20 protein-coding genes are annotated in these 24,383 nt (G+C 63.3%); 12 read left to right on the top strand and 8 right to left on the bottom strand.

The window, feature by feature from the left end; all coding sequences use genetic code 11:
• Window positions 1-27: 27 nt before the first annotated feature.
• From ACH9L7_RS10420 to ACH9L7_RS10395, 6 genes are read left to right on the top strand one after another with little or no spacing between them, the layout of a single operon-like run.
• Window positions 28-1,794: a cbb3-type cytochrome c oxidase subunit I gene (locus tag ACH9L7_RS10420; RefSeq protein WP_396610646.1), complete on the top strand. Its 1,767-nt coding sequence runs from the start codon at window positions 28-30 to the stop codon at window positions 1,792-1,794.
• Window positions 1,794-2,801 (top strand): hypothetical protein, encoded by a 1,008-nt coding sequence (locus ACH9L7_RS10415; RefSeq protein WP_396610645.1) that lies wholly within the window; start codon window positions 1,794-1,796, stop codon window positions 2,799-2,801. Before ACH9L7_RS10420 ends, ACH9L7_RS10415 begins: the two co-directional genes overlap by 1 nt.
• Window positions 2,802-2,806: 5 nt before the next feature.
• On the top strand, window positions 2,807-3,613 hold the full coding sequence (locus ACH9L7_RS10410; protein WP_396610644.1) for a heme-copper oxidase subunit III: 807 nt from the start codon (window positions 2,807-2,809) through the stop codon (window positions 3,611-3,613).
• A gap of 6 nt (window positions 3,614-3,619) precedes the next feature.
• Window positions 3,620-5,065 (top strand): heme o synthase, encoded by a 1,446-nt coding sequence (locus ACH9L7_RS10405; RefSeq protein ID WP_396610643.1) that lies wholly within the window; start codon window positions 3,620-3,622, stop codon window positions 5,063-5,065.
• Window positions 5,062-5,736, top strand: coding sequence for a hypothetical protein (locus ACH9L7_RS10400; RefSeq protein ID WP_396610642.1), 675 nt, complete (start codon window positions 5,062-5,064; stop codon window positions 5,734-5,736). Before ACH9L7_RS10405 ends, ACH9L7_RS10400 begins: the two co-directional genes overlap by 4 nt.
• The gene (locus ACH9L7_RS10395) at window positions 5,733-7,238 is read left to right on the top strand and encodes a molybdopterin-dependent oxidoreductase (RefSeq protein ID WP_396610641.1); all 1,506 of its coding nucleotides are present in this window, start codon (window positions 5,733-5,735) and stop codon (window positions 7,236-7,238) included. Before ACH9L7_RS10400 ends, ACH9L7_RS10395 begins: the two co-directional genes overlap by 4 nt.
• A gap of 285 nt (window positions 7,239-7,523) precedes the next feature.
• Here ACH9L7_RS10395 and acnA read toward each other — a convergent pair whose 3' ends face one another.
• From acnA to ACH9L7_RS10380, 3 genes are all read right to left on the bottom strand, one after another.
• Entirely contained in the window at window positions 7,524-10,304 is a 2,781-nt protein-coding gene (gene acnA / locus ACH9L7_RS10390) for an aconitate hydratase AcnA (protein ID WP_396610640.1), read from the bottom strand.
• A gap of 216 nt (window positions 10,305-10,520) precedes the next feature.
• Window positions 10,521-10,940 (bottom strand): hypothetical protein, encoded by a 420-nt coding sequence (locus ACH9L7_RS10385; RefSeq protein ID WP_396610639.1) that lies wholly within the window; start codon window positions 10,938-10,940, stop codon window positions 10,521-10,523.
• 50 nt (window positions 10,941-10,990) lie between these two features.
• Complete coding sequence (locus ACH9L7_RS10380; RefSeq protein WP_396610638.1) at window positions 10,991-12,493, bottom strand: RtcB family protein; 1,503 nt, start codon at window positions 12,491-12,493, stop codon at window positions 10,991-10,993.
• Between the two features lie 84 nt (window positions 12,494-12,577).
• On the opposite strand from ACH9L7_RS10380, the gene ACH9L7_RS10375 reads away from it, so the two are divergent.
• The gene (locus tag ACH9L7_RS10375) at window positions 12,578-13,813 is read left to right on the top strand and encodes a CBS domain-containing protein (protein ID WP_396610637.1); all 1,236 of its coding nucleotides are present in this window, start codon (window positions 12,578-12,580) and stop codon (window positions 13,811-13,813) included.
• Between the two features lie 82 nt (window positions 13,814-13,895).
• Entirely contained in the window at window positions 13,896-16,883 is a 2,988-nt protein-coding gene (locus ACH9L7_RS10370) for a PAS domain-containing protein (protein WP_396610636.1), read from the top strand.
• Between the two features lie 9 nt (window positions 16,884-16,892).
• On the opposite strand, the gene ACH9L7_RS10365 is transcribed toward ACH9L7_RS10370, so the two are convergent.
• Both ACH9L7_RS10365 and ACH9L7_RS10360 read right to left on the bottom strand, forming a co-directional pair.
• Window positions 16,893-17,276, bottom strand: coding sequence for a hypothetical protein (locus ACH9L7_RS10365; protein ID WP_396610635.1), 384 nt, complete (start codon window positions 17,274-17,276; stop codon window positions 16,893-16,895).
• 111 nt (window positions 17,277-17,387) lie between these two features.
• Entirely contained in the window at window positions 17,388-17,648 is a 261-nt protein-coding gene (locus ACH9L7_RS10360) for a glutaredoxin family protein (protein ID WP_396610634.1), read from the bottom strand.
• Window positions 17,649-17,907: 259 nt separating this feature from the next.
• Between ACH9L7_RS10360 and ACH9L7_RS10355 the strand changes: the two genes are divergently transcribed.
• A complete protein-coding gene (locus tag ACH9L7_RS10355) occupies window positions 17,908-19,332 on the top strand; it encodes a sugar porter family MFS transporter (RefSeq protein ID WP_396610633.1) in 1,425 nt (474 codons plus the stop codon).
• A gap of 51 nt (window positions 19,333-19,383) precedes the next feature.
• On the opposite strand, the gene ACH9L7_RS10350 is transcribed toward ACH9L7_RS10355, so the two are convergent.
• Window positions 19,384-19,809 (bottom strand): CopG family ribbon-helix-helix protein, encoded by a 426-nt coding sequence (locus ACH9L7_RS10350; RefSeq protein ID WP_396610632.1) that lies wholly within the window; start codon window positions 19,807-19,809, stop codon window positions 19,384-19,386.
• Window positions 19,810-20,143: 334 nt separating this feature from the next.
• Between ACH9L7_RS10350 and ACH9L7_RS10345 the strand changes: the two genes are divergently transcribed.
• The 3 genes from ACH9L7_RS10345 (at window position 20,144) to chrA (ending at window position 23,232) form a co-directional block, all read left to right on the top strand.
• Complete coding sequence (locus ACH9L7_RS10345; RefSeq protein ID WP_396610631.1) at window positions 20,144-20,572, top strand: ArsR family transcriptional regulator; 429 nt, start codon at window positions 20,144-20,146, stop codon at window positions 20,570-20,572.
• Window positions 20,573-20,743: 171 nt separating this feature from the next.
• Window positions 20,744-21,712: a C-terminal binding protein gene (locus ACH9L7_RS10340; protein ID WP_396610630.1), complete on the top strand. Its 969-nt coding sequence runs from the start codon at window positions 20,744-20,746 to the stop codon at window positions 21,710-21,712.
• Window positions 21,713-21,858: 146 nt separating this feature from the next.
• The gene (chrA, locus tag ACH9L7_RS10335; protein ID WP_396613264.1) at window positions 21,859-23,232 is read left to right on the top strand and encodes a chromate efflux transporter; all 1,374 of its coding nucleotides are present in this window, start codon (window positions 21,859-21,861) and stop codon (window positions 23,230-23,232) included.
• A gap of 17 nt (window positions 23,233-23,249) precedes the next feature.
• Here the strand turns inward: chrA and ACH9L7_RS10330 are convergent, their stop codons facing one another.
• Both ACH9L7_RS10330 and ACH9L7_RS10325 read right to left on the bottom strand, forming a co-directional pair.
• On the bottom strand, window positions 23,250-23,555 hold the full coding sequence (locus tag ACH9L7_RS10330) for a hypothetical protein (RefSeq protein ID WP_396610629.1): 306 nt from the start codon (window positions 23,553-23,555) through the stop codon (window positions 23,250-23,252).
• A 127-nt stretch (window positions 23,556-23,682) separates the two neighbouring features.
• Window positions 23,683-24,336: a DUF6663 family protein gene (locus ACH9L7_RS10325; protein WP_396610628.1), complete on the bottom strand. Its 654-nt coding sequence runs from the start codon at window positions 24,334-24,336 to the stop codon at window positions 23,683-23,685.
• Window positions 24,337-24,383 lie beyond the last annotated feature (47 nt).

Below are 24,383 nucleotides of genomic sequence, written 5' to 3'. Positions count from 1 at the left end.
TGCGATGGGCCAGGAGGTGACTGTACGATGAGCGTTAGACATCCGACTGAGGGCGGCGACGAACAGGCACACGGAGAGCCCGGAGAACACGACGACCACGAGCTAACGGGATGGCGCTACTGGCTCTACACGACGGACCACAAGGTCATCGGCATCATCTACCTGTGGCACGCGCTCTTCGCGTTCGCGCTCGGGGGACTCGCAGCACTCATCTTCCGGACTGACCTCGCGGCCTCGCCGGATATGGTGTACCTCAGTCTGCTCGGGTACAACGCGCTCGTGAGCGTTCACGCGCTGACGATGATATTCTTCGTCATCCTGCCCCTGCAGGGTGCCTTCTTCAACTACATGCTGCCGTTGTTCCTCGGCGTCGACGAGATGGCGTGGCCGCGGATGAACGCGCTCGGCGCGTGGGGTATCTCCGCCGGTCTCATCGTCCTCTATACGCCCTTTTTCACGAACTTCCTCGGACTCTCTGGCGTTCCGACCGCGGCCGGGTGGTTCCAGTACCCACCGCTGAACACGATGATGAACTCCTTCGGACAGGACGCAGGCATCATCGGCGTCGCCATTCTGGCGATTACCTCGACGGGCAGCGCCGCCAACTTCTTCGTGACCATCTTGAACGAGCGCGACCCCGAGATGGGCTGGTTCGACCTCCCGCCGTTCGTCTGGTTCACGGTGTTCACCGTCATTCTCGCGCTCTACTCCATCCCGTGGGTGCTCGACGCCTGGTCGATGGTCTGGTTGGAGCGCAACCTCGGAATGAGCTTCTTCAACGCGCGCGCTGGCGGCGACCCGCTTCTCTACCAGTGGATATTCTGGACGTTCGGCCACCCCGAGGTGTACGTCCTCGTCTTGCCGGGGATGGGTATCGCGGCGGAGGTTATCTCGCGGTTCTCCGAGCGCCCGCTCTACGGCTACAAGCCGCTGATTGCGTCGATGGCGGTCATCACCGTCGCCTCCGTCAGCGTCTGGGGACACCACATGTTCGCGACGGGACTCGCCGCCAGCCGGTACGCCTTCATGGTGTTCTCGATGGCTATCTTCCTCGGATTCGGCGTCTACATCTACTCGATGGTAGCCACGATGTGGAAAGGCCGCATCCACCTCACGACGCCGATGCTGTTTTCGATTGCAGTCGTCGTCGGACTGATATACTCGGGGATGGACGGAGCGTTCTTAGGCCAACCCGCGACCGACATCCAGTTCCACTCGACGTACTTCATTGTCGGTCACTTCCACTTCACCATCGTCACAGTCGGGCTGTTCGGCCTGCTCGCCGGGGTGTACTACTGGTATCCCCGGATGACCGGACGGATGTACGACACGAGACTGGCGAAGTTCCACGCGTTTGCGACCATCGTCGGCATGTTCGGCCTGTTCTTCACGATGGGGCTGCTCGGCGACGGCAACGCACCGGGAGCGGACGGCGTGATAATGATGCGTCGCTATGCGACCTACACTTACGCCCCACAGCTTCAGTTGGCGCACATCTTAGCGACCGGCTTTGCGCTGTTCGCCGGGGTCGGACAGGTGGCGTTCTTCGCCAACCTGCTGTGGAGCCTACGCAGCGGCGACGAAGTCGACGACCCGTGGGACGACCTGTTCTCCGGACAGGACATGCCGTCACCCGAGTGGGACGGCTTTCCCTACTGGCCGCCGACCCCGGGTTCGATTCCGGGCACGGGCGACGAGTCCGGCGGTATCGCCCACGACGGTGGTGCTGGCGACGAGTCCGGCGGTGTCGCTCACGACGGTGGGACGGCCGAGGAAACGGGAGGTGACGACTGATGGCGGCCGATAGAGCGGTCGAAACCGGCCCCGACGAGCGAGGCGACCGACTCGAATCGCTCCTCTGGGGGTCGGTCTTCCTGTTCACGTTCGCGTTGTTCGTCTACGAGTTCGGCTACGGCATTCTCGAACCCGAAGAGGAGGGGCTGTTCCCCGTCTCGACGATTATCGACTTCAAGCAGACGATGTTCCTCGCGGCCCTCGTCGGCGGGGGACTGTTCGTCGCGCTCATCATCTGGTCGGTCTACCGGCACTCGGTCGGCGTGCGGGAGCGCGCCGCGCCGATGCTCCCCGGACAGGGCCGCCTCATGCTTTCGGTCTTCGTCCTCGCCGTTCTCGTCATCATGTCGACGACCATCTTCGTGGGTGCATCGACCCTCGCCCAGACCGACGAGGCGTCGCCCGCGGACGCGGCGGAACAAACCGGCGCGAGTCAGCAACTCCACATGGAGGTGACCGCCTCGCAGTGGTTCTGGCGCTTCGACGTGGATGGAATTCCGCACTCGCAGGGTGAGCGGGTCGTCTTGCCGGCGGATACGCTCATCGTATTCGATACGACGTCGGCCGACGTCATCCACAGTTTCGCCATCAAGGAACTCGGCATCACCAAAGACGCCCTCCCGGCGCAGTCGAACCGGGCGTGGTTCTACGTGGGCGAGGTCCACGGCGAGACCACGATTCAGGCCGGTGAGGAGACCATCCCCGCCGACCGCTACGAGGTCAGATGCGCCGAACTCTGCGGGAAGGGACACTCGGGGATGATTGCCTCGGTGTACATCGTCTCCCCCGAGGACTACCAGACGTGGGCGCAGGCACAGGGTGGTGAGGCCGCATTCGAGCCGACTGGTGTCAGCGGCGACGGCCACGCTGAAGGGGACGGTCACGGCGGAGAGATGGAAGAAGGCGGTGACGGCCACAGTGAGGGAGAAAACGGTGACGGTCACAGTGAAGAAGAAAGCGGCGACGGCCACGCGGTCGAACCCGCGGCAGTGTACAACCTGAGGTGAAACCAATGGGAGAATCAGAATCTAACGTCGGCGAACCGGTTCGGAGAGGAGCAGGGGCGGAAGGATTCCCACACGGGAGCAGATATCCGGTCGTCGTCGGACTCGGGTTGCTGCTCCTCGGATGGGGACTGCTCTGGCCGCCGGTTCTCATCGCGGGCGTTCCCGTGATGCTATACGGTCTATGGGGGTGGACACGAGAGTACGCCATCGAGGAGTTCGAAGCGGGCGTCGTGCCCGAACAGAAGCGCCAGTTGCTCGGTATCGAGACGGGACTGTTCGGGATGTACGTCCTCATCGTCAGCGAAATACTCGTGTTCATGGGCTTTTTCGTCGCGTGGTTCTACCTCGACGCGACGCGTGGCCCCTTCCCACCAGAGGGCTATCCGGGGTTGACGCTCTGGCTCGGGGCGGCGATGACGGGAGCGATGGTCCTCGGGAGCCTCGCGCTCTACTACGGCCGCACTCGAATCACCGCCGGGGACCGAACCGGTGTGGTTCGCGGGTTCTCGGTCGGCATCGTCGCGGGCGTCGCGTTCTTCGTCCTCCTCGGCGTCGAGTACGCCCAACTCATGGCCGGTGATTTATTCTGGAGCACCGGTCCCTACGGTGCCGCGTACTACGCACTTACCGGTCTTCACGCCGCCCACCTCGCTGTTGGGGTCGTGCTCGTCGGCATCGTCGTCTACCGCGCGCGAGTCCGAAACCACTTCAGCGAGAACCGGAACCTGATGGTCCGGACCGTCGAGGCGTACTGGCACTTCCTGACTGCCGTCTCGCTGGCCATCTTGACGTTCGTCTACTTCGGGACGTGACGGCCCATGCCTGAACGCACCTCTCTCCAGTCGGCTGATTTCGAAGTCGTCGACATGCTCACGGCGTCCACGCTCGGCGTCTATCTCCTCCTCGTCGTCGGTGTGTCGACGGCGCTCCTCGATGGGGCGGCCGCCTGCTCGGCATGGCCCACCTGCGGCGGTGAGCTACTGGTGTCACCCAGCGACCCGCTTCCGCACATCGTGGCGTGGTTGCACCGGGTTGTCGTCCTTCTCGTCGGCCTCCTCCTCGCCGGAACGACGATTCGAACGTGGCTGGCCAAACAGCGAACACCACGACGTGTTCGTGGCGCGCTCACCACTGGACTGGTGTTGTATCCGATTCAGGTCGCTATCGGCGCACTCACCGCCGGAGCGGGTGCGCCGACCGCTCTCTCGGCGATTCATCTCGTCACTGCCATCGTGATTTTCTCCTCACTCTTGCTCGCGCTCCTGTGGCAACTCGAATTCGAGACGCCTGCGGAGGAGTCGAAGCCAAAGCCGGACCCTGCGCCTGTCGTCGGCCCACGTCCGGAGGTGACAGACGCGGCCACAGCCCAGACAGCTGCGGCCACAGCCCAACCGCCCGGATTAGTTGGCCGGGCACGCGCGTACGTCGCGCTGACGAAGCCCAAACTCTGGTGGCTGCTCTGTCTCGTCGCGCTCGCTGCGATGAGCATCGCAGGTGGTCGGACGCTCGACCCATGGACCGTGGCCGCGACGCTCACCGGGGGCGTGCTGGCTATCGGCGCGAGCGGAACGTTCAACAACGTCCTCGAACGCGACATCGACCGCCAGATGGACCGAACCAGCGACCGGCCGCTCGTCGAGGGTCGAATCTCGGTCCGAAACGCCATCGCCTTCGGCGTCTTCCTCACCTTTGTGTCGGCGGTGGTCTTCGTCACCCTCGTCAACGTCCTCGCGGCGGTGCTCGGAATGCTCGCCATTCTGTTCTACAGCGTCGGCTACACGCTCGTGTTGAAGCCGAATACGACCCAGAACATCGTCCTCGGTGGGGCCGTGGGCGCGTTCCCCGCCCTCATCGGTTGGGCCGCGGTGACGGAGACTGTCGGTATTCCCGCCGTCGTCCTCGGGGGCGTCATCTTCCTGTGGACGCCCGCGCACTTCTACAATCTCGCCATGGCGTACCGGGACGACTACGAACGGGCGGGGTTCCCGATGCTCCCAGTCGTCCGCGGCGAGTCGGTCACGCGTCGACACATCATGCTCTACCTCGGGGCGACGATGCTCGCTGCAATCGTCCTCGGTTCGCATCCCCACCTCGATGTCGTCTACGCCGTGACGGTTGCTGTGGTTGGCGGCGTCTTCGTCTGGGCTGTGGTCAAGCTCTTCCGGGAGCAAGACCAGCATGCGGCGGTCAGAGCATTCCACACCTCGAACGCCTACCTCGGGTGCCTCCTCGTGGCTATCGTGCTGGATACACTCGTCGTATGACCCGAACAGTCAACGAGGACGCGCTTCCCGCCGGACTCTCGCACTCCGCGCTCTTGTGGGCCGCACTCGTCGCACTCGAAGGAATCGCACTCGTCGGATACTTCTCGCTGACGAGCGCGGAGACGACCCAGATTCGGTACCTCCTCTACCCCTTCGTCTGGATAAACGCCGGACTCTGGGCCGTGTGGAACACCGACCCGTCTCCGCAGAACCGACGCCATCGACTCCTCGGACTGCTCGTCGGAGTGGGATATTTCTTCCTCGTGATGTACGTCCCCGGAAACGTCGGGACCGGAACGCTCGTCACCGCCACCGACCTCCGAATTGCGTGGCACGCGCCCGGATGGGGACCGCTCCTCGCGTTCAACAGCCCGTGGGTGCGTCTGTACCTCGTCCCGTTCGAAGTCGTCGGCTACGCCGCACTCGCGTATCTGGTGTACGCGAACGCGCTCGCGTTGGCGCGCGGAACCATCGCCAGCGTGCTGGGTATCGTCACCTGTGTCGGCTGTACCGTTCCGATAATCGCGCCTGCAATCGGTCTCCTCGGCGGCCCTGCGACGGCGCTCTCGACGACGGCCTACCAGTGGTCCTACGACTTCGGCACCGTGTTGTTCCTCGTGACGCTCGGCCTCTTGTACGCGAGTCACCGTCGCTTGCTTCCGTGGCAATGACCAGTTCGAACGCCCACTCGAAACTGCTGCAAGCACTCCGACGACGCGGACCGAGAGCTATCGTCGCGGGAACCGTCGGCGTCGCGGGGTCCTTCGCCGTCGCGGGGTTCACGCGCAACTTCGTCGTCGCGCCGGTGAACTCGTGGGTCGTCAATACAACGCCCGGAGTCATCGTCACCGCCTCGATTCAGACGCTTGGTACGCTCGGCGACACGCTCGCGTTCGCGTTCTCTGTCGGCCTCACCGCGTTCGTCCTCGCGCTCGTGGCGGCCGCTGGCGACGCCTTCGGCGACCGATTCGGCGGGACTGTCGGCGCGGTGATGGCGACGTACTTCGTCGGGTGGGGCGTCACGGCGGTCCTCGTTCGCGCTCCGTTTTTCGCACTCGGCGTGGCGGTTCCAATGGCAGTCGCCGTCGGACTCGGGCGGCGCTTCCCGGTTCGTCCCACGCCAGACCGTGGGCGGCGTCGCGTCGTCGTCGCCACCGCCAGCCTCCTCGGATTTCTCGGCCTCTCGTCGGTCATCGGGCTCCGACTCGTTCGTCCAGAGTCGTCGCTGCTGACCGCGCTTCCGGCCGCAGAGCGGAAGGAAATCAACGACCGTCTCGACGAGGCCCGCGCCCAGTCGCTCGACGTTGCCGGGTTAGAGGGACTCACCACACCAGTCGAGGACTTCTACGAAATCGACATCGACGCCATCAACCCGAACCTGAACGCGTCGGAGTGGCGGCTTCGGGTCACCGGTGCCGTCGAGCAGACGGCGACGTTCTCCTACGGCGACCTCACCGACATGGCCCCCGAACACCGGTTCGTCACGCTCCGTTGCGTAGGCGAACCCCTGAACGGGACGTTGATGGACAACGCGCTCTGGACCGGTGTTCCCGTCTCGGCGGTCCTCGAACAGGCGCGCCCCACAGACGAGGCGACGCACGTGATGCTCAGGGCCGCGGACGACTACTTCGAGGAGTTCCCCATCGAAGCGCTCTCGGATGGCTTCCTCGCGTACGGGATGAACGGACAGGTACTCCCCCGAAAACACGGCTATCCAGTCCGGGCATTGATTCCCGGCCACTGGGGCGAAATCAACGTCAAGTGGCTTACGGAAATCGAGTTCCTCGAAGGCGAACAGGAGGGCTACTGGGAGAAGCGCGGGTGGCACGGCACCGGTCCCGTCTCGACGGTGGCGAAACTCCACGCAGTCAACCACCGCCCCGACGGGTCGATTCAGGTCGGCGGGCATGCCTACGCTGGAGTTCGAGGAATTCAGGCTGTCGAGGTTTCTGTCGATGGTGGCGAGACGTGGAACCGGGCGCGACTCTCCGAGTCGCTTCCCGACGCGGATGTCTGGCGACAGTGGGCCTACGAGTATCGCGCGGACTCGCCTCACGAGGTGGTCGTCCGCGCTATCGACGGAACCGGGACCGTACAGACGGCCGTGGAGTCGCCGCCGTTTCCGAGGGGGGCGACTGGGTGGGTTCGAAGACGGGTCGAACCGAGACGGTGAGGGAATCGCCTGAGTCAGTCCGCGCTCCGACCACTTTCGGTCAGCGTCCCGACGCACACTCCGGCGACGACGTGCATCGACACCAACACGAGCACGCCCGGGACCGTCGCTTGCGGGTCGCCGAAGAGGAGGCAGATATCGGGGAGGAATGACAGAAGAGAACGTCGAGGGCGACTCGGAGGAATGCCGCGAACGAGGCGACAAACCGAAAAACTGCGACAACCGGTAAACGAAACGACAAACCGGAGACGGAGACTGGGCGAAAGCGCCCAGAACGGACCGTCCTCAGTCCTGCGTGAGCAGGCGGCGCAGGACGTAGTGGAGGATACCGCCGTTTTCGACGTACTTCACCGCGGCGGGCGTGCCGACCTGCGCGGTCACGTCGAACTCGACTTCGTTTCCGTCGTCCTTCGTGGCGACGACGGTGAGTTCGTCGTTGACTTCGAGGCCGTCGTCGAGGCCGCGGATGTCGAAGTGTTCAGAGCCGTCGAGACCGAGCGACTCCCACGAGTCGCCGTCTTCGAACTGGAGGGGCAGTACGCCCATCCCGACGAGGTTGTCGCGGTAGATACGCTCGTAACTCTCGGCGATGGTCGCCTTCACACCGAGGAGGTCCGTGCCCTTGGCCGCCCAGTCGCGGCTAGAGCCAGTCCCGAATTCGACGCCCGAGAGGACGACGAGCGGGGTGCCCACCTCACGGTAGCGCCCGCTCGCTTCGAAGACCGTGGTCTCTTCGTCCGTCGGGTGGTGGATGGTGTAGCCGCCTTCTACGCCGTCGAGCATCTGGTTCTCGATGCGGACGTTGGCGAACGTCCCGCGCATCATCACCTCGTGGTTGCCGCGGCGAGAGCCGTAGGTGTTGAAGTCCACGGGGTCGACGCCGTGGTCCATGAGCCACTGTCCGGCCGGGAGGTCAGGGCCGAACGGTCCGGCGGGGCTGATGTGGTCGGTCGTCACGGTGTCGCCGAGCGTCAGGAGACAGCGGGCGTCTTCGATGTCCGCCACGCCGGGTTCCTCCAGTGGGAAGTCTTTGAAGAACGGCGGTTCGCGGATGTACGTGGACTCGTCGTCCCACTCGTACACGTCGCCGGTGGGCGCTTCGAGCGCCTCCCAGCGCTCGTCGCCTTCGAAGACTTCCGCGTACTTCTCGCGGAACATCTCCGGTTCGACGCTGGTGTGGATGGTCTCGTGGACCTCGTCGGCGTCCGGCCAGATGTCGGCGAGGTAGACCGGGTCGCCGTCTTCGTCGGTGCCGAGCGGGTCGGTTTCGAGGTCGATGTCCATCCGTCCGGCGAGGCCGTAGGCGACGACGAGCGGCGGACTTGCGAGGTAGTTCGCGCGAATCTTCGGGTGGATGCGCGCCTCGAAGTTCCGGTTGCCACTCAGGACACTCGTCGTCCACAGGTCGTGGTCGTCGATGGCGTTCTCGATAGGTTCGGGAAGCGGCCCCGCGTTGCCGATACAGGTCGTACAGCCGTAGCCAACCACGTCGTAGCCGAGGTCCTCGAGGTACGGGAGCAGTTCGGCCTTCTTCAGGTACTCCGTGACGACGCGGCTTCCGGGCGCGAGGCTCGTCTTGACGTAGTCCGGCACGTTGAGGCCCTTTTCGACCGCGTTGCGGGCGAGGAGCCCCGCGGCGACCATGACCGACGGGTTCGAGGTGTTCGTACAACTCGTGATTGCGCTGACGACGACGCTTCCGTGGCCGATTTCGGCCGTTTTGCCGTCTCCGAGGTCGACTTCGACGCGTTTCGTCAGGGGGTCGAGGTCGGCGTCGGCTTCGACAACGGCGGCACCGCCGTCGGTTCGGCCGCCCTCACCCAGCCATCGTTCGAGTTCAACTTCGTCCACGTCGCCGAGTTCGTCTTCGAACTCGCGGTGGACGAGGCCGCGGAAGTGCGACTTCATGTCGCCCATCGGGACGCGGTCCTGCGGGCGCTTCGGGCCAGCGAGGCTCGGTTCGACAGCCGAGAGGTCGACCTCGACGGTCTCGGTGTATTCGGGATGCTGCTCGCCGAAGAGGCCCTGCGATTCGAGATATTCGCGGACGAGTTCGATGTGGTCGGGGTCGCGGCCGGTGAGTTCGAGATAGTCCAGCGTGGCCTCGTCCACCGGGAAGACGCTGATGGTCGACCCCTGTTCGGGAGCCATGTTCGAGATGGTCGCCCGGTCGGGGACAGAGAGGTTCCCGACGCCGGGACCGAAGAACTCGACGAAGCGGTCGACGACGCCGACTTCGCGGAGTTGCTCGGTGACGTGCAACACGAGGTCCGTCGCCGTCGCACCCTCCGGCAACTCGCCTTCGAGTTTGACACCGACGACTTCGGGGAGCTTCATCGTAATCGGCTGGCCGAGCATCGCCGCCTCGGCCTCGATGCCACCGACACCCCAGCCGACGACGCCGATACCGCCAATCATCGGGGTGTGGCTGTCGGTGCCGACGAGCGTGTCGGGAAGCAGCCACTGGTCGTCGCGCCACTCGCGGTCGTGGACGACCTGTCCGAGGTGTTCGAGGTTCACCTGGTGGACGATACCCGTTCCCGGCGGGACGACGCTGAAGTTGTCGAAGGCGTTTTGCGCCCACTTGAGCGCCTTGTAGCGCTCGGCGTTGCGCTCGTACTCCAGTTCGACGTTCTTCTCGTAGGCATCCTCGCTGCCGAAGTAGTCGACCTGCACGCTGTGGTCGATGACGAGGTCACACGGTACCTCCGGTTCGACGATTTTGGGGTCTTCTCCCGCTCGGTCTGCCGCAGAGCGGAGTGCCGCGAGGTCGACGACGGCCGGAACGCCCGTCAGGTCCTGTAGAACGACGCGAGACGGGGTAAATGGCACTTCGACGTTAGGGACGTCGGGTTCCCACGACGCCGCGTTTCGAACGTCGTCTTCGGAAATCGTGTCGCCGTCGACGTTCCGAAGGACGGATTCGAGGAGAATACGAATGCTGACTGGCAGTTTGTCGAGTTCGCAAAGGCCCTGTTCTTCGAGGACTGTCAGGTCCGCCATCTTGTACGTGGTGTCACCGTGTTCGAGTTCACGGATGGCACCGAATGGGTCGGAATCTACCATTGGGCCCCATTGGATGGCACTGGTCTTGAAACGATAACCTGTTCTCATCATTTCGGAACCGGGGCGAATAACTGCGGTGTCGGCTACTAGTGGCACAATCGGGACGCAGCAGACGCGACTCTCGGGACCGGAAGCGACGGCACGACTCTCTGGGTGGAACACAGCAGACGCGACTCTCTAGGTGGACACAGCGGACGCGCTCACTCCTCGGGTGGCTCAGTTCTCGGGCAGACCGGCGGCACCGACGAACTCGTTGACCTCGTCTTGGATGTACCGTCGAATCCGTTCGCAGTAGTCCCAAAGCAGGTCGTTGAACTGCTCTCGTTCGGGTTTGGTGAGGCTGGTTTCGCCTCGCGCCCATTCAGAGGGGATTTCGGGGTGTTGCGTACAGACCACCGAAAGCGGGTGGTTCTTCGGATGGCCGAGGACGATGGCGTACTCGTCGGCACCCCAGAGTCCCTCGTCGCCGTTCATGGCGAGTTCCGAGTCGATGTGGTCGAGTAGTTGGCGCTCGTCGGGCGTGACTGCGGCATCGTCCCCGGTGAATAGCTCACGGTACGCCTTGTCGCGAGCGGTGTATATCCAGCCGTCGAGATTGTCTCGCGCGCGTCGGAGAAGTTGCCTGTCAGCGTCCATGTGTGTATAGTAGACCGCCAACACGATAGCACTACGCTCGATTCGCGCGGTCAGCCTTTTATACTCGCCAGCGGCGTCGTCTGTGCGACTTTGGTCGCGAGTTCGAGTTCGTGGCTGACCTGTACGACTTCGTCGACGTTCTTGTACGTGCCGGGAGCCTCTTCAGTCAGTGTCTCGCCGGACTGTGCCCTGACGAAGATGCCACGGGCACGGAGCGCCTGCTGGAGTTCGCCCGCAGTGTACTCTTTTTTCGCTCGTGTCCGTGGTTTCGCTCGCCCCGCCCCGTGTGGTGCCGACCCGAAACTGCGTTCGAGCGACCGCGCCCCCCCGGCGAGGATATACGAGTTCGACCCCATGTTTCCCGGAACGAAAACCGGTTGCCCGACATCTGTGTACGAATCTGGTATCTCGGGATGGCCGGCCGGAAACGCTCTCGTCGCTCCTTTGCGGTGAACGAAGAGCGGTGTGTCTGTCTTCTCGGCGTCGTCTCTCGCTGCATTCTCGTTCGAACCGCCCGCGACGGTGTGTGTCTCTTCTTTGGCGATGTTGTGGCACACGTCGTAGACGAGTTGGACGTCGCCTTCGTCGAACAGGTCGGAAAACACCTCGCGCACCGCCTGGGTTATCGCTTGTCGGTTCGCCCACGCGAAGTTCGCGGCGGCGTTCATCGCCGACAGATACTCGCCAGCGAGTCGGTCCGAAAGCGGGGCGTAGACGAGTTGTTTGTCCGGCAGCGACTCGACGAGGTCGGGGTACGCACGCTCGAACTCGCGGATGTAGTGCGAACACGTCTGGTGGCCGAGGCCGCGGGACCCGGCGTGAATCATCACGACGATTTCGTCGAGGTCGAGACCGAACGCGGCCGCAGCGGCCGAGTCGTACACCTCGGACACGCGCTGGACTTCGAGAAAGTGATTGCCGGACCCGAGCGACCCGACCTGCTCGACGCCCCGCTTCAGCGCCTCTGTCGGAATCGCGTTCGGGTCGCCGGACAGCCTGCCGTGTTCCTCGCAGTGTTCGCGGTCGGATTCCCTCGCGTGGCCCTCGGACTCCATCCACTCCATCCCCGCTTCGAGAATGCCCCGAACGTCCGAGATGTCGGTGTCGAGATACCCACCCGTCCCGAGTCCCGTGGGAACCGTCTGGTACAGGCGGTCGGCGAGTATCGCCTGTTGTCCCACCACGTCTTGAAACGACAGTCCCGTCCTGAGAAGCCGAACGCCGCAGTTGATGTCGAAGCCGACGCCCCCCGGACTGATGACGCCGGTGTCGGCATCGACGGCGGCGACGCCGCCAACCGGAAACCCGTATCCCTGATGGCCGTCCGGCAAGACGACCGCAAACTGCTGGATACCCGGAAGTGCCGCGACGTGTCGAGCCTGTGTGAGTGCCCGGTCGTCAGCCGTCTGCATTTCTTCGACGAGCAGTTCCGAACCGTAGACGCGCACCGGAACCTGCATCTCCCCCGTCCGTTCTATCTCGTACACGTTCGGCTCGATTTCGACGAGTTCCACGAGGTTGTCACCACCCACACATATGATAACCGTTCGCATAATCGTTCCCACCGTTCTCACCGTTTCGGCGCGGAAAACAGTCCGCTGACAAGCTTCAACTCCCTCTCGACCGTAGCATAGCGTATGGATATCTCGAACATCGTCACCGACGATTTCCCGACTGTTGCCCCCGACGCGCGCGTTTCGACGCTTCAGGGACTGTTCCACGAGACCGGGGCGAAGGCAATCGTCGTGGCCGATGACGGAGAGTACCACGGGATGGTGACGCTACGGCAGTTGAACGCCGCGCACCGTGACCCCGACGCGAAAGCCCGTCGCATCCTCTGGCACTCCGCGACGGTCTCGTCGGACGAGGACGTTCGACAGGTCGCCCGCCTCATCCTCGCGAGTCAAAGCGAGGTGTTGCCCGTGTTGGAGAACGACGACCTCGTCGGCGTCGTCTCCGCCGACGACGTACTGGCGGCAGTACAGGAGTTCCTCGGCGTTCTCACCGTTGACGACGTGTACACCGACTCGCTCGTGACCGTCGACGACGACACCACCTTCGGCGAGGCGCTTCACCGCTTCCGCGAAAACCGCATCACCCACCTCCCCGTGGTGGACGGTGACTCCGTCGTCGGCATCGTCAGCCTCTACGACGTGTTCGATTTCACTACCAGAGCGGTCGATAAGGCCTCCGGCGGTGCGTCCGGCGGGTTCGACGTTGCCGCCAACGAGGCCGGACCGGTGTTCCGGTCGCACGGTGGCATGGGAGAGCGTGCCGGCGAAATCGACCGCCTGCTGGACCTTCCGGTCGCCGACGTGATGAGCGCCCCCATCGAGACGGCGCTTCCGGAAGAGGGACTCGACGACGCCGTCGAGCGCATGTTGACGGCGGGCGTCTCGTCGCTCATCGTCATTCAGGAAGACGCACCCGCAGGCATCGTCACGAAGACAGACGTGCTTCGGTCGCTGACGTGGACCGGCGAGTCGCGGCCGCCGGTTCAGATTACGAACGTCAAGTTGTTGGACGACATCACCCGCGACGAAGTCGTTTCGATGATAGACGGGTTGACCGGCAAGTTCGGCGGTCTCACGCTCCTCGAAGCGAACGTCCATCTGCAGGAACACGACGAGAAACTCCGTGGGACGCCCCTCATTTTGGCCCGCATCCGACTGTACACCGACAAGGGTCACTTCCTCGGTACGGGCGAGGGATACGGCGCGTCACACGCGCTCAACCTCGCGCGGAACGTCGTCGAACGCCAGTTACTCGAAGGGAAGGCCCACATCGAGACGAAGAAACCGCCGTCGGACCCCGAGGAGTACTGGTCGAAAGTGTTCGGGTGGTGGCTGACCGCGCCTCCGCGTCGCCGCTAGCACCGTCTCCGTCACCGAGAGACTTCCGCAGAATGTTCGTTGCGCCATAACATCTATTGAACTACCTGTCACAGATACGAGTATGTCCAGTCCCGAACAACGTCCGCCCGGTGCGGACGACCCGGACCTCTCGGTTCTCTACGTGGGTCGGGACACTGACTTCGCCGACCTGGTCGGGACTGCGCTCGAACGGGAGTTCGACCACCTCGATGTCCGAACCGAAACGTCGCTCATTGACGGCATCTCGGCCGTCGAGACCGACGACTTCGACTGCGTCGTCTGCGAATACCACCTCCGTGACGGCGACGGATTGGAACTTCTCACGGCCGTTCGGTCGCAGTCGTCGAGTCTTCCGTTCGTTCTCTACATCGCGAACGGCGACGAATCGGTTGCCAGTCGCGCAATCTCGATGGGCGTCACAGACTACGTTCGGCGCGACACTGGCAGCGAGGACTTCCACTTGCTCGCAAACCGTATTCGAAACGCTGTCCACCAGCACCACGTTCACTCGCAACTCCACGAGTCCGACTCGGTTATCGCGAACGTATACCAGCGCATTTCTGATGGATTCTACGCCATCGACAACGACTGGCAAATCGTCTACTGGAACGAGCAGATGGAAGCGCGAACGAACATCCCGGCCGAGGAGGTTCGCGGGCGCGACCTGCGCGAGCTCTTTCCGAAGGCACGGGGGTCCGCACTCCACCACGCGCTCGAACGCGCGATGGAGACGCGGGACCCGCAGACCGTCGAGACGTTTCTCGACGCGGTCGGCTATCGAATCGAAGCGCGCATCTACCCCGACGAGGACGGCCTGAGCGTCTTTTCCCGCCGGGTCACAGCACCGTTCGACCACGAGCGCGAACTCGAACGCTACGAGTCAATCGTCGAGACGATGGATGACGCCGCGTTCGTCCTCGATGGCGACGGAGATGTCGTGTTCGTCAACAGTCGCGTCGAGGAGGTAACTGGCACGGACCGCGAGTCTTTCGTCGGAAGCGACTTCTCGGACCTCGTCGAGGATGGTATCATCCCCGACGGTGCCTCCGACGAACTCCGAGCGACGGTGGGCGACCTCCTTTCGGGTGACGAACGCAAGTGCCGCGTGCGACTCCCGGTCACAGACTACACCGGGGCAAAGCGCATCTTCGACCTCTCGTTGACGCGCATCGGCACCGACACCACGACTGGTGTTGTCGGTATCGCGCGCGACGTGACGGGCCACGGGCGTCTGATCCCGGAGCACGAGTCGGTCTTCTCCCGGATGACTGACGCCTTCTTCGCCGTCGACAACAACTGGCATCTCACGTACTTCAACGACCGTGCGGAGGACCTTCTCAACCGGACGCGCGAGGTGGATATTGGCGACCACCTCTGGGACCTATTCCCCGAACTGGTCGGAACCGAGATTCACGAGCAGTATCTCAAGGCGATGGACTCGGGCGAACCGAAGACCATCGAGTTCGAGGGTGCGCTCAGCGACTCCTGGTACGAAGCTCGACTGTACCCCTCGGAGACGGGGCTGTCTGTGTATTTCCGTGACACGACCGAGCGCCGCGAGACGGTCGGGGAACTCCGCGCCCGACACAAGCACCTCCAGACGCTCGTCAGAAACCTCCCGGTCGCCATGGCTGTCGTCGACACCGACGGGACCGTCTTGCTCTCGGAGGGAAAGGCGCTCGAAACCCTCTCGATGAGAGTCGGAAACGTCGTCGGCGAGTCGTTTTTCGACCTCTACGCCGACGTTCCGGATGCCATCGAGGGGATGCGCCGCGGCCTCGAAGGCGAGGCGGTGAACTTCACCGTCGAAGTGGAGGGACGGACGTTCGAAGCGTGGGTCGAACCCATCTTGGACGACGATACTGTCGAGGAAGTCGTCAGCGTCGCAATCGACGTGACCGACCGTATCCGACTCGAAGACGCGCTTCGCGACCTCCAATCGGTCGCCCGCGAATTGCTGACAGTCGAAACGCGCGACGACGTTGCGTCCGTCGCTGTCGATGCGGTCCGGGACGTGGTCGGATGGCCACTCGCGGCGGTCTGGTACTACGACGACGAGAGCGAGTCGCTCGTCCCGGCCGCGGAGAGCGACGCGGCGAGAACGGTGGTCGGTGACGCCCCAATCTTCACCCCCGACACGGGCCTCGTCTGGGAAGCCTACGAATCGGGCGAGTTGCACGTGTACGACTCACTCAAATCGGAAGCCGAGGTGTTCAACCCTGACACACCGTTCGAATCCGAGATTCACGTCCCGCTCGGCGAGTACGGCGTCCTTATCGCCGGGTCCACCGACCCTCAACCCTTCACCGACACCGACACCGACCTGCTTCGCATTCTGTCGGCGACGGTCTCGTCGGCTATCGAGCGCGCCGAACGCGAACAAAAGCTCCGCGACAGAGAATCGGAACTCGCGGCCGCGAACGAACGCCTCGACGAGTTCGTCTCGGTCGTCGCTCACGACCTTCGGAACCCACTTTCGGTCGCAAAGGGGTACCTCGAAATCGCACTCGACACACAGGACCCGGAACATTTCGAGAAGATAGATACCGCGCTCGACCGGATGAACGTCCTCGTCGACGACTTGCTCACGCTCGCCCGACACGGGTCCCCAGTGGTCGAGCGCGAAAACGTCGACCTCCAATCGACGGTCAGCCACGCGTGGAGCTTCGTCGAGACGGGGGGAGCGATGCTTCAGACACACGAATTAGGAAGCGTCTTGGGGGACGGAAGCCGCCTCCTCCAGTTGTTCGAGAACCTCTTTCGGAACTCGGTCGAACACGGTGGGTCAGATGTCGAGGTGTCCGTCGGCCAACTCGGCGATGGGTCGGGCTTCTACGTCGAAGACGATGGGGTGGGAATCCCCGAGGCGCGACGACCGCAGGTGTTCGAACACGGGTACACGACGAGTACGTCTGGGACGGGATTCGGCCTCGCTATCGTGCGGGACATCGTTGATGCTCACGGCTGGTCAGTCCAACTCACCGAGAGTGAACGTGGGGGTGCCCGGTTCGAGTTCAGCGGCGTCGAGTGGGCGAGTGCTCCCCACGAACAGGAGGTACAAAACGACTGACCGTGTCGCTCAGGTGTCAGGGGCGAGCGGCCGACCACGGTACCGGCAGTAGTACCCAGCGAACGCGCTGTTGAACGCTGGCAGGACAGTCGTCCGCAGGTCGGCGTCGTCGTCGACGGAGTCGAAAGTCGCGTACCGCGCGTCGTCGATGGCGGCGTCGATGTCGGCGGGCACGTGAGAGGCCCCGGTGAGTTCGACGAACAGGGCACGGAACGTCTCCGCGACGCGTCCGAGGTACGCGTCGGTCGGTTCGGTCGTCCCAAAGCCGTCCTCCACGAGGGCGTAGTAGGTTCGCCGGATGAGCGTGTTGCCATCGGAGAGACCGTACTCTGCGAGGGCGGCGCTGGTCGTCGAACAGGGAGCCATACCGGCAGGGGATGGGGTGTCACTCACGTCGTCGTACCTCCATATGGTCGTACGGCGACAGCAGGGAAGTACGCCCGCCAGTCGTGCGGATTATTCGCATTTCACCGAAAGCGCCACCATATCTCGACACCCCCTGCGTCAGTCGCGGGCCGCATCGAGTTTCTCTCGAAGTCGCTCGGGGTCGACTTCGAATTTGAACGCCGGGCGACCGTCTACGTACACGTACGGGACTCGGTCGCCGTACTCCTCCGTGAGTGCGCTGTCCGTGTCCACGTCGATAACGTCGATATCGACCGGAACGCCCGTCGAATCTGCAACCTCGTGGATGGTCTCTTCTGCCACGTCACAGAGGTGACACTCTTGGCGCGTGTACACGACGATTGGAACGGGGTCGCTCATCAGTTCACCTCGGTTCCGAATCGGATTGAACGTTCTCCTCGACCAACACTCAAATAAATTATAATATGGGGTCTATGAGTTTATTACGTAATAGAGTCTATCAGATTCGTCTATTTAGAATTAACTACAGAAAGTAAAAATGGCCGTCGTCTGGCGGTTTTGTCGTATATCTCAGTCGATAATGTACATCTTTGTTGTTTGATAATATGTCGCAGGACTTCTAAATGAGGCTCCGAAATATCATTGTCGAGTACGAACTATGACAGACGATAGTGTCTCATTATCAACCGGTGATGGGCGAAACAGGTTCGTCTACGTGACGGCCGCACTCGCCGCGCTCAACGGGCTCCTCTTCGGGTTCGACACGGGTGTCATCTCCGGCGCGTTCCTGTACATCAAAGACGCGTTCACCATGAGCCCGCTCGCGCAGGGTATCGTCGTGAGCGGAGCACTCGCGGGTGCTGCGTTCGGTGCCGCGCTCGGTGGCCATCTCGCCGACCGCTGGGGTCGTCGCCGACTCATCCTCGTCAGCGCCGTCGTGTTCTTCGTCGGCTCTCTCGTGATGGCTATCGCGCCGACCGTCGAGGTGCTGGTCGTCGGCCGACTCATCGACGGCGTCGCCATCGGGTTCGCGTCCATCGTCGGCCCGCTGTACCTCTCGGAGATTGCACCGCCGGAGATTCGTGGGTCGCTCGTCTCCTTGAACCAACTCGCTGTCACCGTCGGTATCCTCGCGTCGTACTTCGTCAACTACGCCTTCGCCGACGCCGGGCAGTGGCGCTGGATGCTCGGGACCGGGATGGTTCCGGCGCTCATTCTCGGCGCGGGGATGGTGTTCATGCCCGAGAGTCCGCGCTGGCTCGTCGAACACGGCCGAGAAGGACAGGCCCGAGAGGTCCTCTCTCGAACCCGTACCGACGACCAGATTCGCGCCGAACTCGGCGAGATTCGAGAGACTATCGAACAGGAAGACGGCAGTATCCGTGACCTCCTCGAACCGTGGATGCGCCCGGCACTCGTCGTGGGTGTCGGCCTCGCCGTCCTTCAGCAGGTCACCGGTATCAACACGGTCATCTACTACGCGCCGACCATCCTCGAATCGACCGGCTTCGAGTCCTCTGCGTCCATCCTCGCGACGGTCGGTATCGGCGTCGTCAACGTCGCCATGACTATCGTGGCGGTTCTGCTCATCGACCGCACGGGTCGACGGCCACTCCTGTCGGTCGGTCTCGTCGGGATGACGCTCACGCTCCTCGGTCTCGGCGCGGCGTTCTACCTCCCCGGTCTGTCGGGTATCGTCGGGTGGGTTGCCACCGGGAGCCTGATGCTCTATGTGGCCTTCTTCGCCATCGGCCTCGGCCCGGTCTTCTGGCTCCTCATCTCCGAGGTGTACCCGCTGAAGGTCCGCGGGACGGCCATGGGCGTCGTCACCGTGTTCAACTGGGTCGCCAACCTCGTGGTGTCTCTCACCTTCCCCGTCATGGTCGGTGCGATTACGAAAGCCGGGACGTTCTGGGTGTACGCGATTCTCAGCGCTGTGGCGCTGGCCTTTACCTACGTGTTCGTTCCGGAGACGAAGGGTCGCTCGCTGGAAGCAATCGAATCGGACCTCCGCGACAGCATGCTCGGCCGGACTGACGCCGACGCGCCACAGGATGTCGCGTGGGGCGACGACGACGACTAAGCAGTCGTCGGCGCACTCACCCGTCCGCCGGACAAGACATCTCCCCCGAGGTCACTCGGTGACGACGTTCGTGAACTCGTCGACCGGCATCACCGAGTAATCGACGCTGAGGGTGTCTCGCGTCGCGCGAATTTTCCCGACGAACGTCGAGATATCCTCCAGTTGCCCCTCGAGGACGAACAGTTCCATGCAGTAGTGGTTGCCGACGTGATTGTGGAAGTTGGACTTGACGAGGCCCTCGTAGTCGTGTCGGAGCCCCATCATTCGTTCTTCGACGCTGGTCGTCTCGTAGTCGAAGATGACCGTGACGACGGCCATCAGGTCGCGGTCTTCCAGTCGCTTGTCCTCGAATTCACCGAGTAAATTCCGGGCCGCTTCTCGGACGACTTCGCTTCGGCCGGTGTAGCCGTGTTCGCCCGCGAACGAGTCGATTCGTTCCAGGAGTTCTTCGGGCATCGAGACGCTAACGACGGTCATGTATTAACTCGGTCCTCTTCGATTGATAAATATTGGTATCAAACGAGCGTGAGTGTCGCCGACTTATGTATGCGTCAGCTATATCCCGACGCACTATCATCACCTCTAAACGACGAACTCTCTCCGCAGAAGCATCCCAGAAACCAGCCGCTGTCGTCGAATTCCGAACCCACTCCCCGGTATTGCCGTTTTCAACGGAGATAACCGAGGCGAATCGTTGATATAGCACAAGCGACCAGTCACGAATCAATCGAATCCTCGCATGGCGAGCACAACTGACTCCGACTTATCCGAGACCCGTATACACGAGGTGTTGAGCAACGACCGCCGACGGATGGCGATCGAATTTCTACAGGACACCGAAGAGCTAACACTCCGCGACCTCTCCGAGCGAATCGCGGAGGCAGAAACGGGGGAGACGCCGCCCCCGCGAAACATCAGACAGAGCGCGTACGTCTCGCTCCAACAGACGCACATCCCGAAACTGTCCGAACTGGACATCGTCTCGTACGACGAGAACTCGAAGGTTGTCACGTTGGAGGAGGCGGCCGACGTGACCGTCTATATGGAAGTCGTTCCCGAGGGCGAACTCTCGTGGAGCGAGTATTACGCTGCGCTGGCCGCCCTCGGAATCGTTCTTATGATTGCCGTCGCCGTCGGCGTTCCCTTCATTTCCGCCGTCGGCGCGCCCCTTCTCGCGTCGGTTGTGTTCGCTGTCCTCGGTGGCTCAGCCGTCTACCAGCGTTGGTCACAACAGAACTGAATCGGGTCCCCCGCTGTGTTTCTCTACTCTCCCCTAGTCACGCCTTGCGCACTTGCGCCATCCCGAGACTCGCTTCACGCGCTCGAAGTCCCTCACTATCGTTCGCATCGGTTATTTTCTGAGAATCCGAGATAGAACCAAGTACTCTCGGACAAAACTATTCACTCGAATATGAGTTATTCTGTCGTGCTCAGCGACTTTCACATGGTGGACCCCGACCACCAGCGTCGCGTCCTCGGTGCCGATGCTGTGGTGACGACTGCCGAACTCGGGTCGGCCGAGGCACTCGTGGAGGCCTGCGAGGCGGCCGACGCGGACGCCGTCGTGACGGACATCAACACGCCCGTCACTGCCGATGCGCTCGACCGACTCGATTTGAAAGTCGTCGCACGCGCTGCGGTCGGATTCGACAACATCGATGTCGAGGCGGCGGCCGAGCGCGGCGTCGTCGTCACCAACGTCCCCTCGTACTGCACCGACGAAGTCGCCACCCACACCGTTGCGCTCCTCCTGTCGTGTATTCGCGCGACGCCCTCCTACGACCGCGCCGTGCGGGCCGGTGAGTGGCCCGCGACGCCCGGGCGCGAACTCCACCGCATGAAGGGCCGCACCCTCGGATTTCTCTCGTTCGGCGCGATTGCCCAGCGGACAGCCGAACTCTGCAGTGGTTTCGGCGTCGATTTCGTCGCCCACGACCCATATATCGACGACGCGACGCTCGACGAGTACGGCGTCGAGCGCGTCACGCTCTCGGACCTCTACGCCCGCGCCGACTACCTCGCTGTCAACGCGCCCGCGACGCCCGAGACGCGCGGCATGGTTGATGCCGACGCTTTCGACGCGCTCGACGACGACGCTATCGTCGTCAACACCGGCCGCGGCGAGGTCATCGACGAAGCCGCGCTCGTCGATGCGCTCCGTGAGGGCGACATCGCGGCCGCCGGACTCGACGTGTTCGAGACCGAACCGCTGCGCGAGGACTCGCCGCTCCGCGAACTGGAAAACGCGGTTCTCTCACCCCACGCCGCGTGGTGTTCGGCCGAGGCCCGCGCCGAAGTCAACGAACAGACCGCGGCGGACATCAAGCGCGTCTTCGCGGGCGAGGAACCGACTGCGAAGGTCGAACCCGAGTGGGACTAAGCGTCACCTGACTCCCCTTGGCTACCGAGTTTCGGGAGACCTCGATACCGCTCCAAAGCACTCTGAGGTGCGTCTTTTTGAGGATTCGCCCCGCCTAGTTTCGTGTGACAGATACGACGGGTGACTCGCCCCAATCTTCGGGGGCGGTGCCGAAGTCCGACGGCGGTTCGACAGCAACCGCGACCTTCAGAGGCGACCCCACGCCCGCCCGTCTCGTCGAAATCGTCCGCTTTTTCCTCAAACTCGGTATCGTCGGATTCGGCGGCCCGCTGGTCCACATCGCCATGATGGAAGACGAACTCGTCGGCGACGACGGGTGGATAGACCAGTCGCGGTTCATGGAAGGACTGGCCATCTGCAACACCCTCCCCGGCCCCGCATCGACGCAACTCGGCATCCTCATGGGGTGGGTCCGCGCGGGAACTCTCGGCGCTCTCGCGGCGGGGGCCGCGTTCATGCTCCCGACGTTCCTCCTCGTCGTCGGCTTTTCGTACCTCTACTTCGCCTACGGAACCCTCCCGGCGAAGGAGGCGCTTTTCTACGGTATCAACCCGGTCGTCATCGGCCTCATCGCGGGCGCGTCGTTTCGGATGGGAAAAAGCGCGCTCGCCGAGGGTGACATCGACCTCACGCTCTCGATACTGGACGACGAGTGGGAAATCGACCTGCGACTGGTCGTCCTCCTTGCCGCGACGCTCGCCGCCACAGTCGTCGTGAATCCGAACCCGCTCGTCGAGTTCGTCGTCGCCGGATTCGTCGCCCTCGGGTTCTACCGGCGCGACTGGCTCGCCGACCACGCTCGGGAACTCACGATTGCTGGCGTTGCCACCGCTTTCGTCGGCGCACTCTGGTGGTTCCGCGACCGAGTTGTGGACTTCCTGCTGAACCGCTCGTCCGGGGAGTCGGCAACCGGAATCGGCGGTGTGGTCGCGGGCGTCGCCGCCGCGCTCTGGGCGAACACGTGGGTCAAACTCTTCTTGTTCATGCTCTACACCGGGTCGTTCATCTACGGCGGCGGACTGGTTCTTATCCCCTTCATCGAGAAGTACGTCGTCACCGAGTTCGGCTGGTTGACCGGCAGTCAGTTCGTCGATGGCATCGCCATCGGGCAACTCACGCCCGGTCCAGTGGTGATGACGACGGCCTTTGTCGGATACGCGCTGATGCTCCCCGAAGGCGTCCCCACGGCCGTCCTCGGCGCGTTCGTCGCCATGCTCGGAGCGTTCGCGCCCTCGTTTCTCTTCGTCACGATTCTGTTTCCCTACTTCGCGCGTATCCGCGACAACGACGTGGTTCGGTCGGCGCTCGTGGGCGTCAACGCGGCCGTGGTCGGGGCGATTCTGGGCGCGACCGTTTCACTCGCAGGCGACGCCTTCGTCACCCCTACGACCGGTGCACCCGACCTATTTAGAATCGTACTGGGAATCACCACGTTCGCGCTCTTCGTCCGCGGCACGAGCGCCGTTCGTCTCATCATCGGGGGCGCGCTCGTCGGTGCGGGCGTGTACTTCGTCTTTTGATGCGCACTGTCGCGTGTTCAGGCCGCTGACGGAGACCGATGGCGACAAAAAATCATGAGTCCGACGGCGACGAGCAACGAAACATCGCCGACGAGGCTCGCGTACTGAACCGACGGGACGACCGAGAATACCGAGAGTCCGCTGTATCCGAACGCCACCCCGGCGGCCAGAAACATCACTGCCTCGGCCGGATGGCTGTTGTCGAAACATTCGGTCCACACGGCCCGGGCCGCACCTCCGCCGAATAGAACTAATCCAACGTAGACACCTTTGAGTCCGTCCACGGGTGTCCCCGTTCCTGCTCCATACACGAGGATTGCCATGTATCCTCCGAGAAGAGCCACTAACCCACTGTACCGAGTCGTACGCGACGCCATTGCTGTCCTGACTCTGGTGTGTTCTGTTGGTGTAAGTGTTGGGTATCCAACTGCATTCGTCGCCCGACCCGAATCACGCGTCGCAGTACGTCTCGCGCATCGTCCGCGCGAACAGTCCGGCCTTGTCGAACGCGATAGCGACGAGGACGAACGGTTCGTCCAAGGGGCGCATCACGAACACCTCACGTGGCGCGTCGGGGGCGTCAGCCTGTTCGTCGACCCGGCCCACGAGCGGGTCCAGTGGAAGAACACCGTCTCTGAACTCCTCGAACAGGTCGCGCGCGCCGGGTTGTTTGGCAAAGACGTAGAGCACCGCGTTCGGGTCGCGCTCGGTGCTGTAGGTGACGCGCGACCCCATTGCTTCCCCGGCGTCTTCGACCGCCCGCCACGTCTCTCTCGCGGCATCGAACAGGCCCGTTGCGGCCCCGACGAACCGGAATCGCGTCCGGTCGGTGATTGCCACGTCGGCAAATCGTGGGTTGCCGTCGTCCCACGTGAGCGTCGCGTCGACGACGTTGCCGGGTTCGAGCATCCCGAGGGTCTCGCCGAGCGCGCCATCGTACTCGTCGTGGGGGACGTACGTCGGCGAGAAGGCGTCCTCGGCGTCGGCCGCGGCGGTGGGGTCGGTCCAGTCCACGTCGTCGTCAGGGAGTTCGAGCAAGAGCGTCTCGTCTCGGTCCCGCGGACTGCGGTAGACCCGAAACTGTCCGGCCGTCGTGACCTCCATGGCCGCGGCTACTCGACGGACGAAAATACGACTACCGGTCCGGGGTG

It is taken from the genome of Haloferax sp. S1W, from assembly GCF_044593955.1.
In the GTDB taxonomy this organism is placed as follows: domain Archaea; phylum Halobacteriota; class Halobacteria; order Halobacteriales; family Haloferacaceae; genus Haloferax.
The sequence above is the reverse complement of the archived record's forward strand: the minus strand, read 5'-3'. Positions and strand labels throughout refer to the sequence as shown.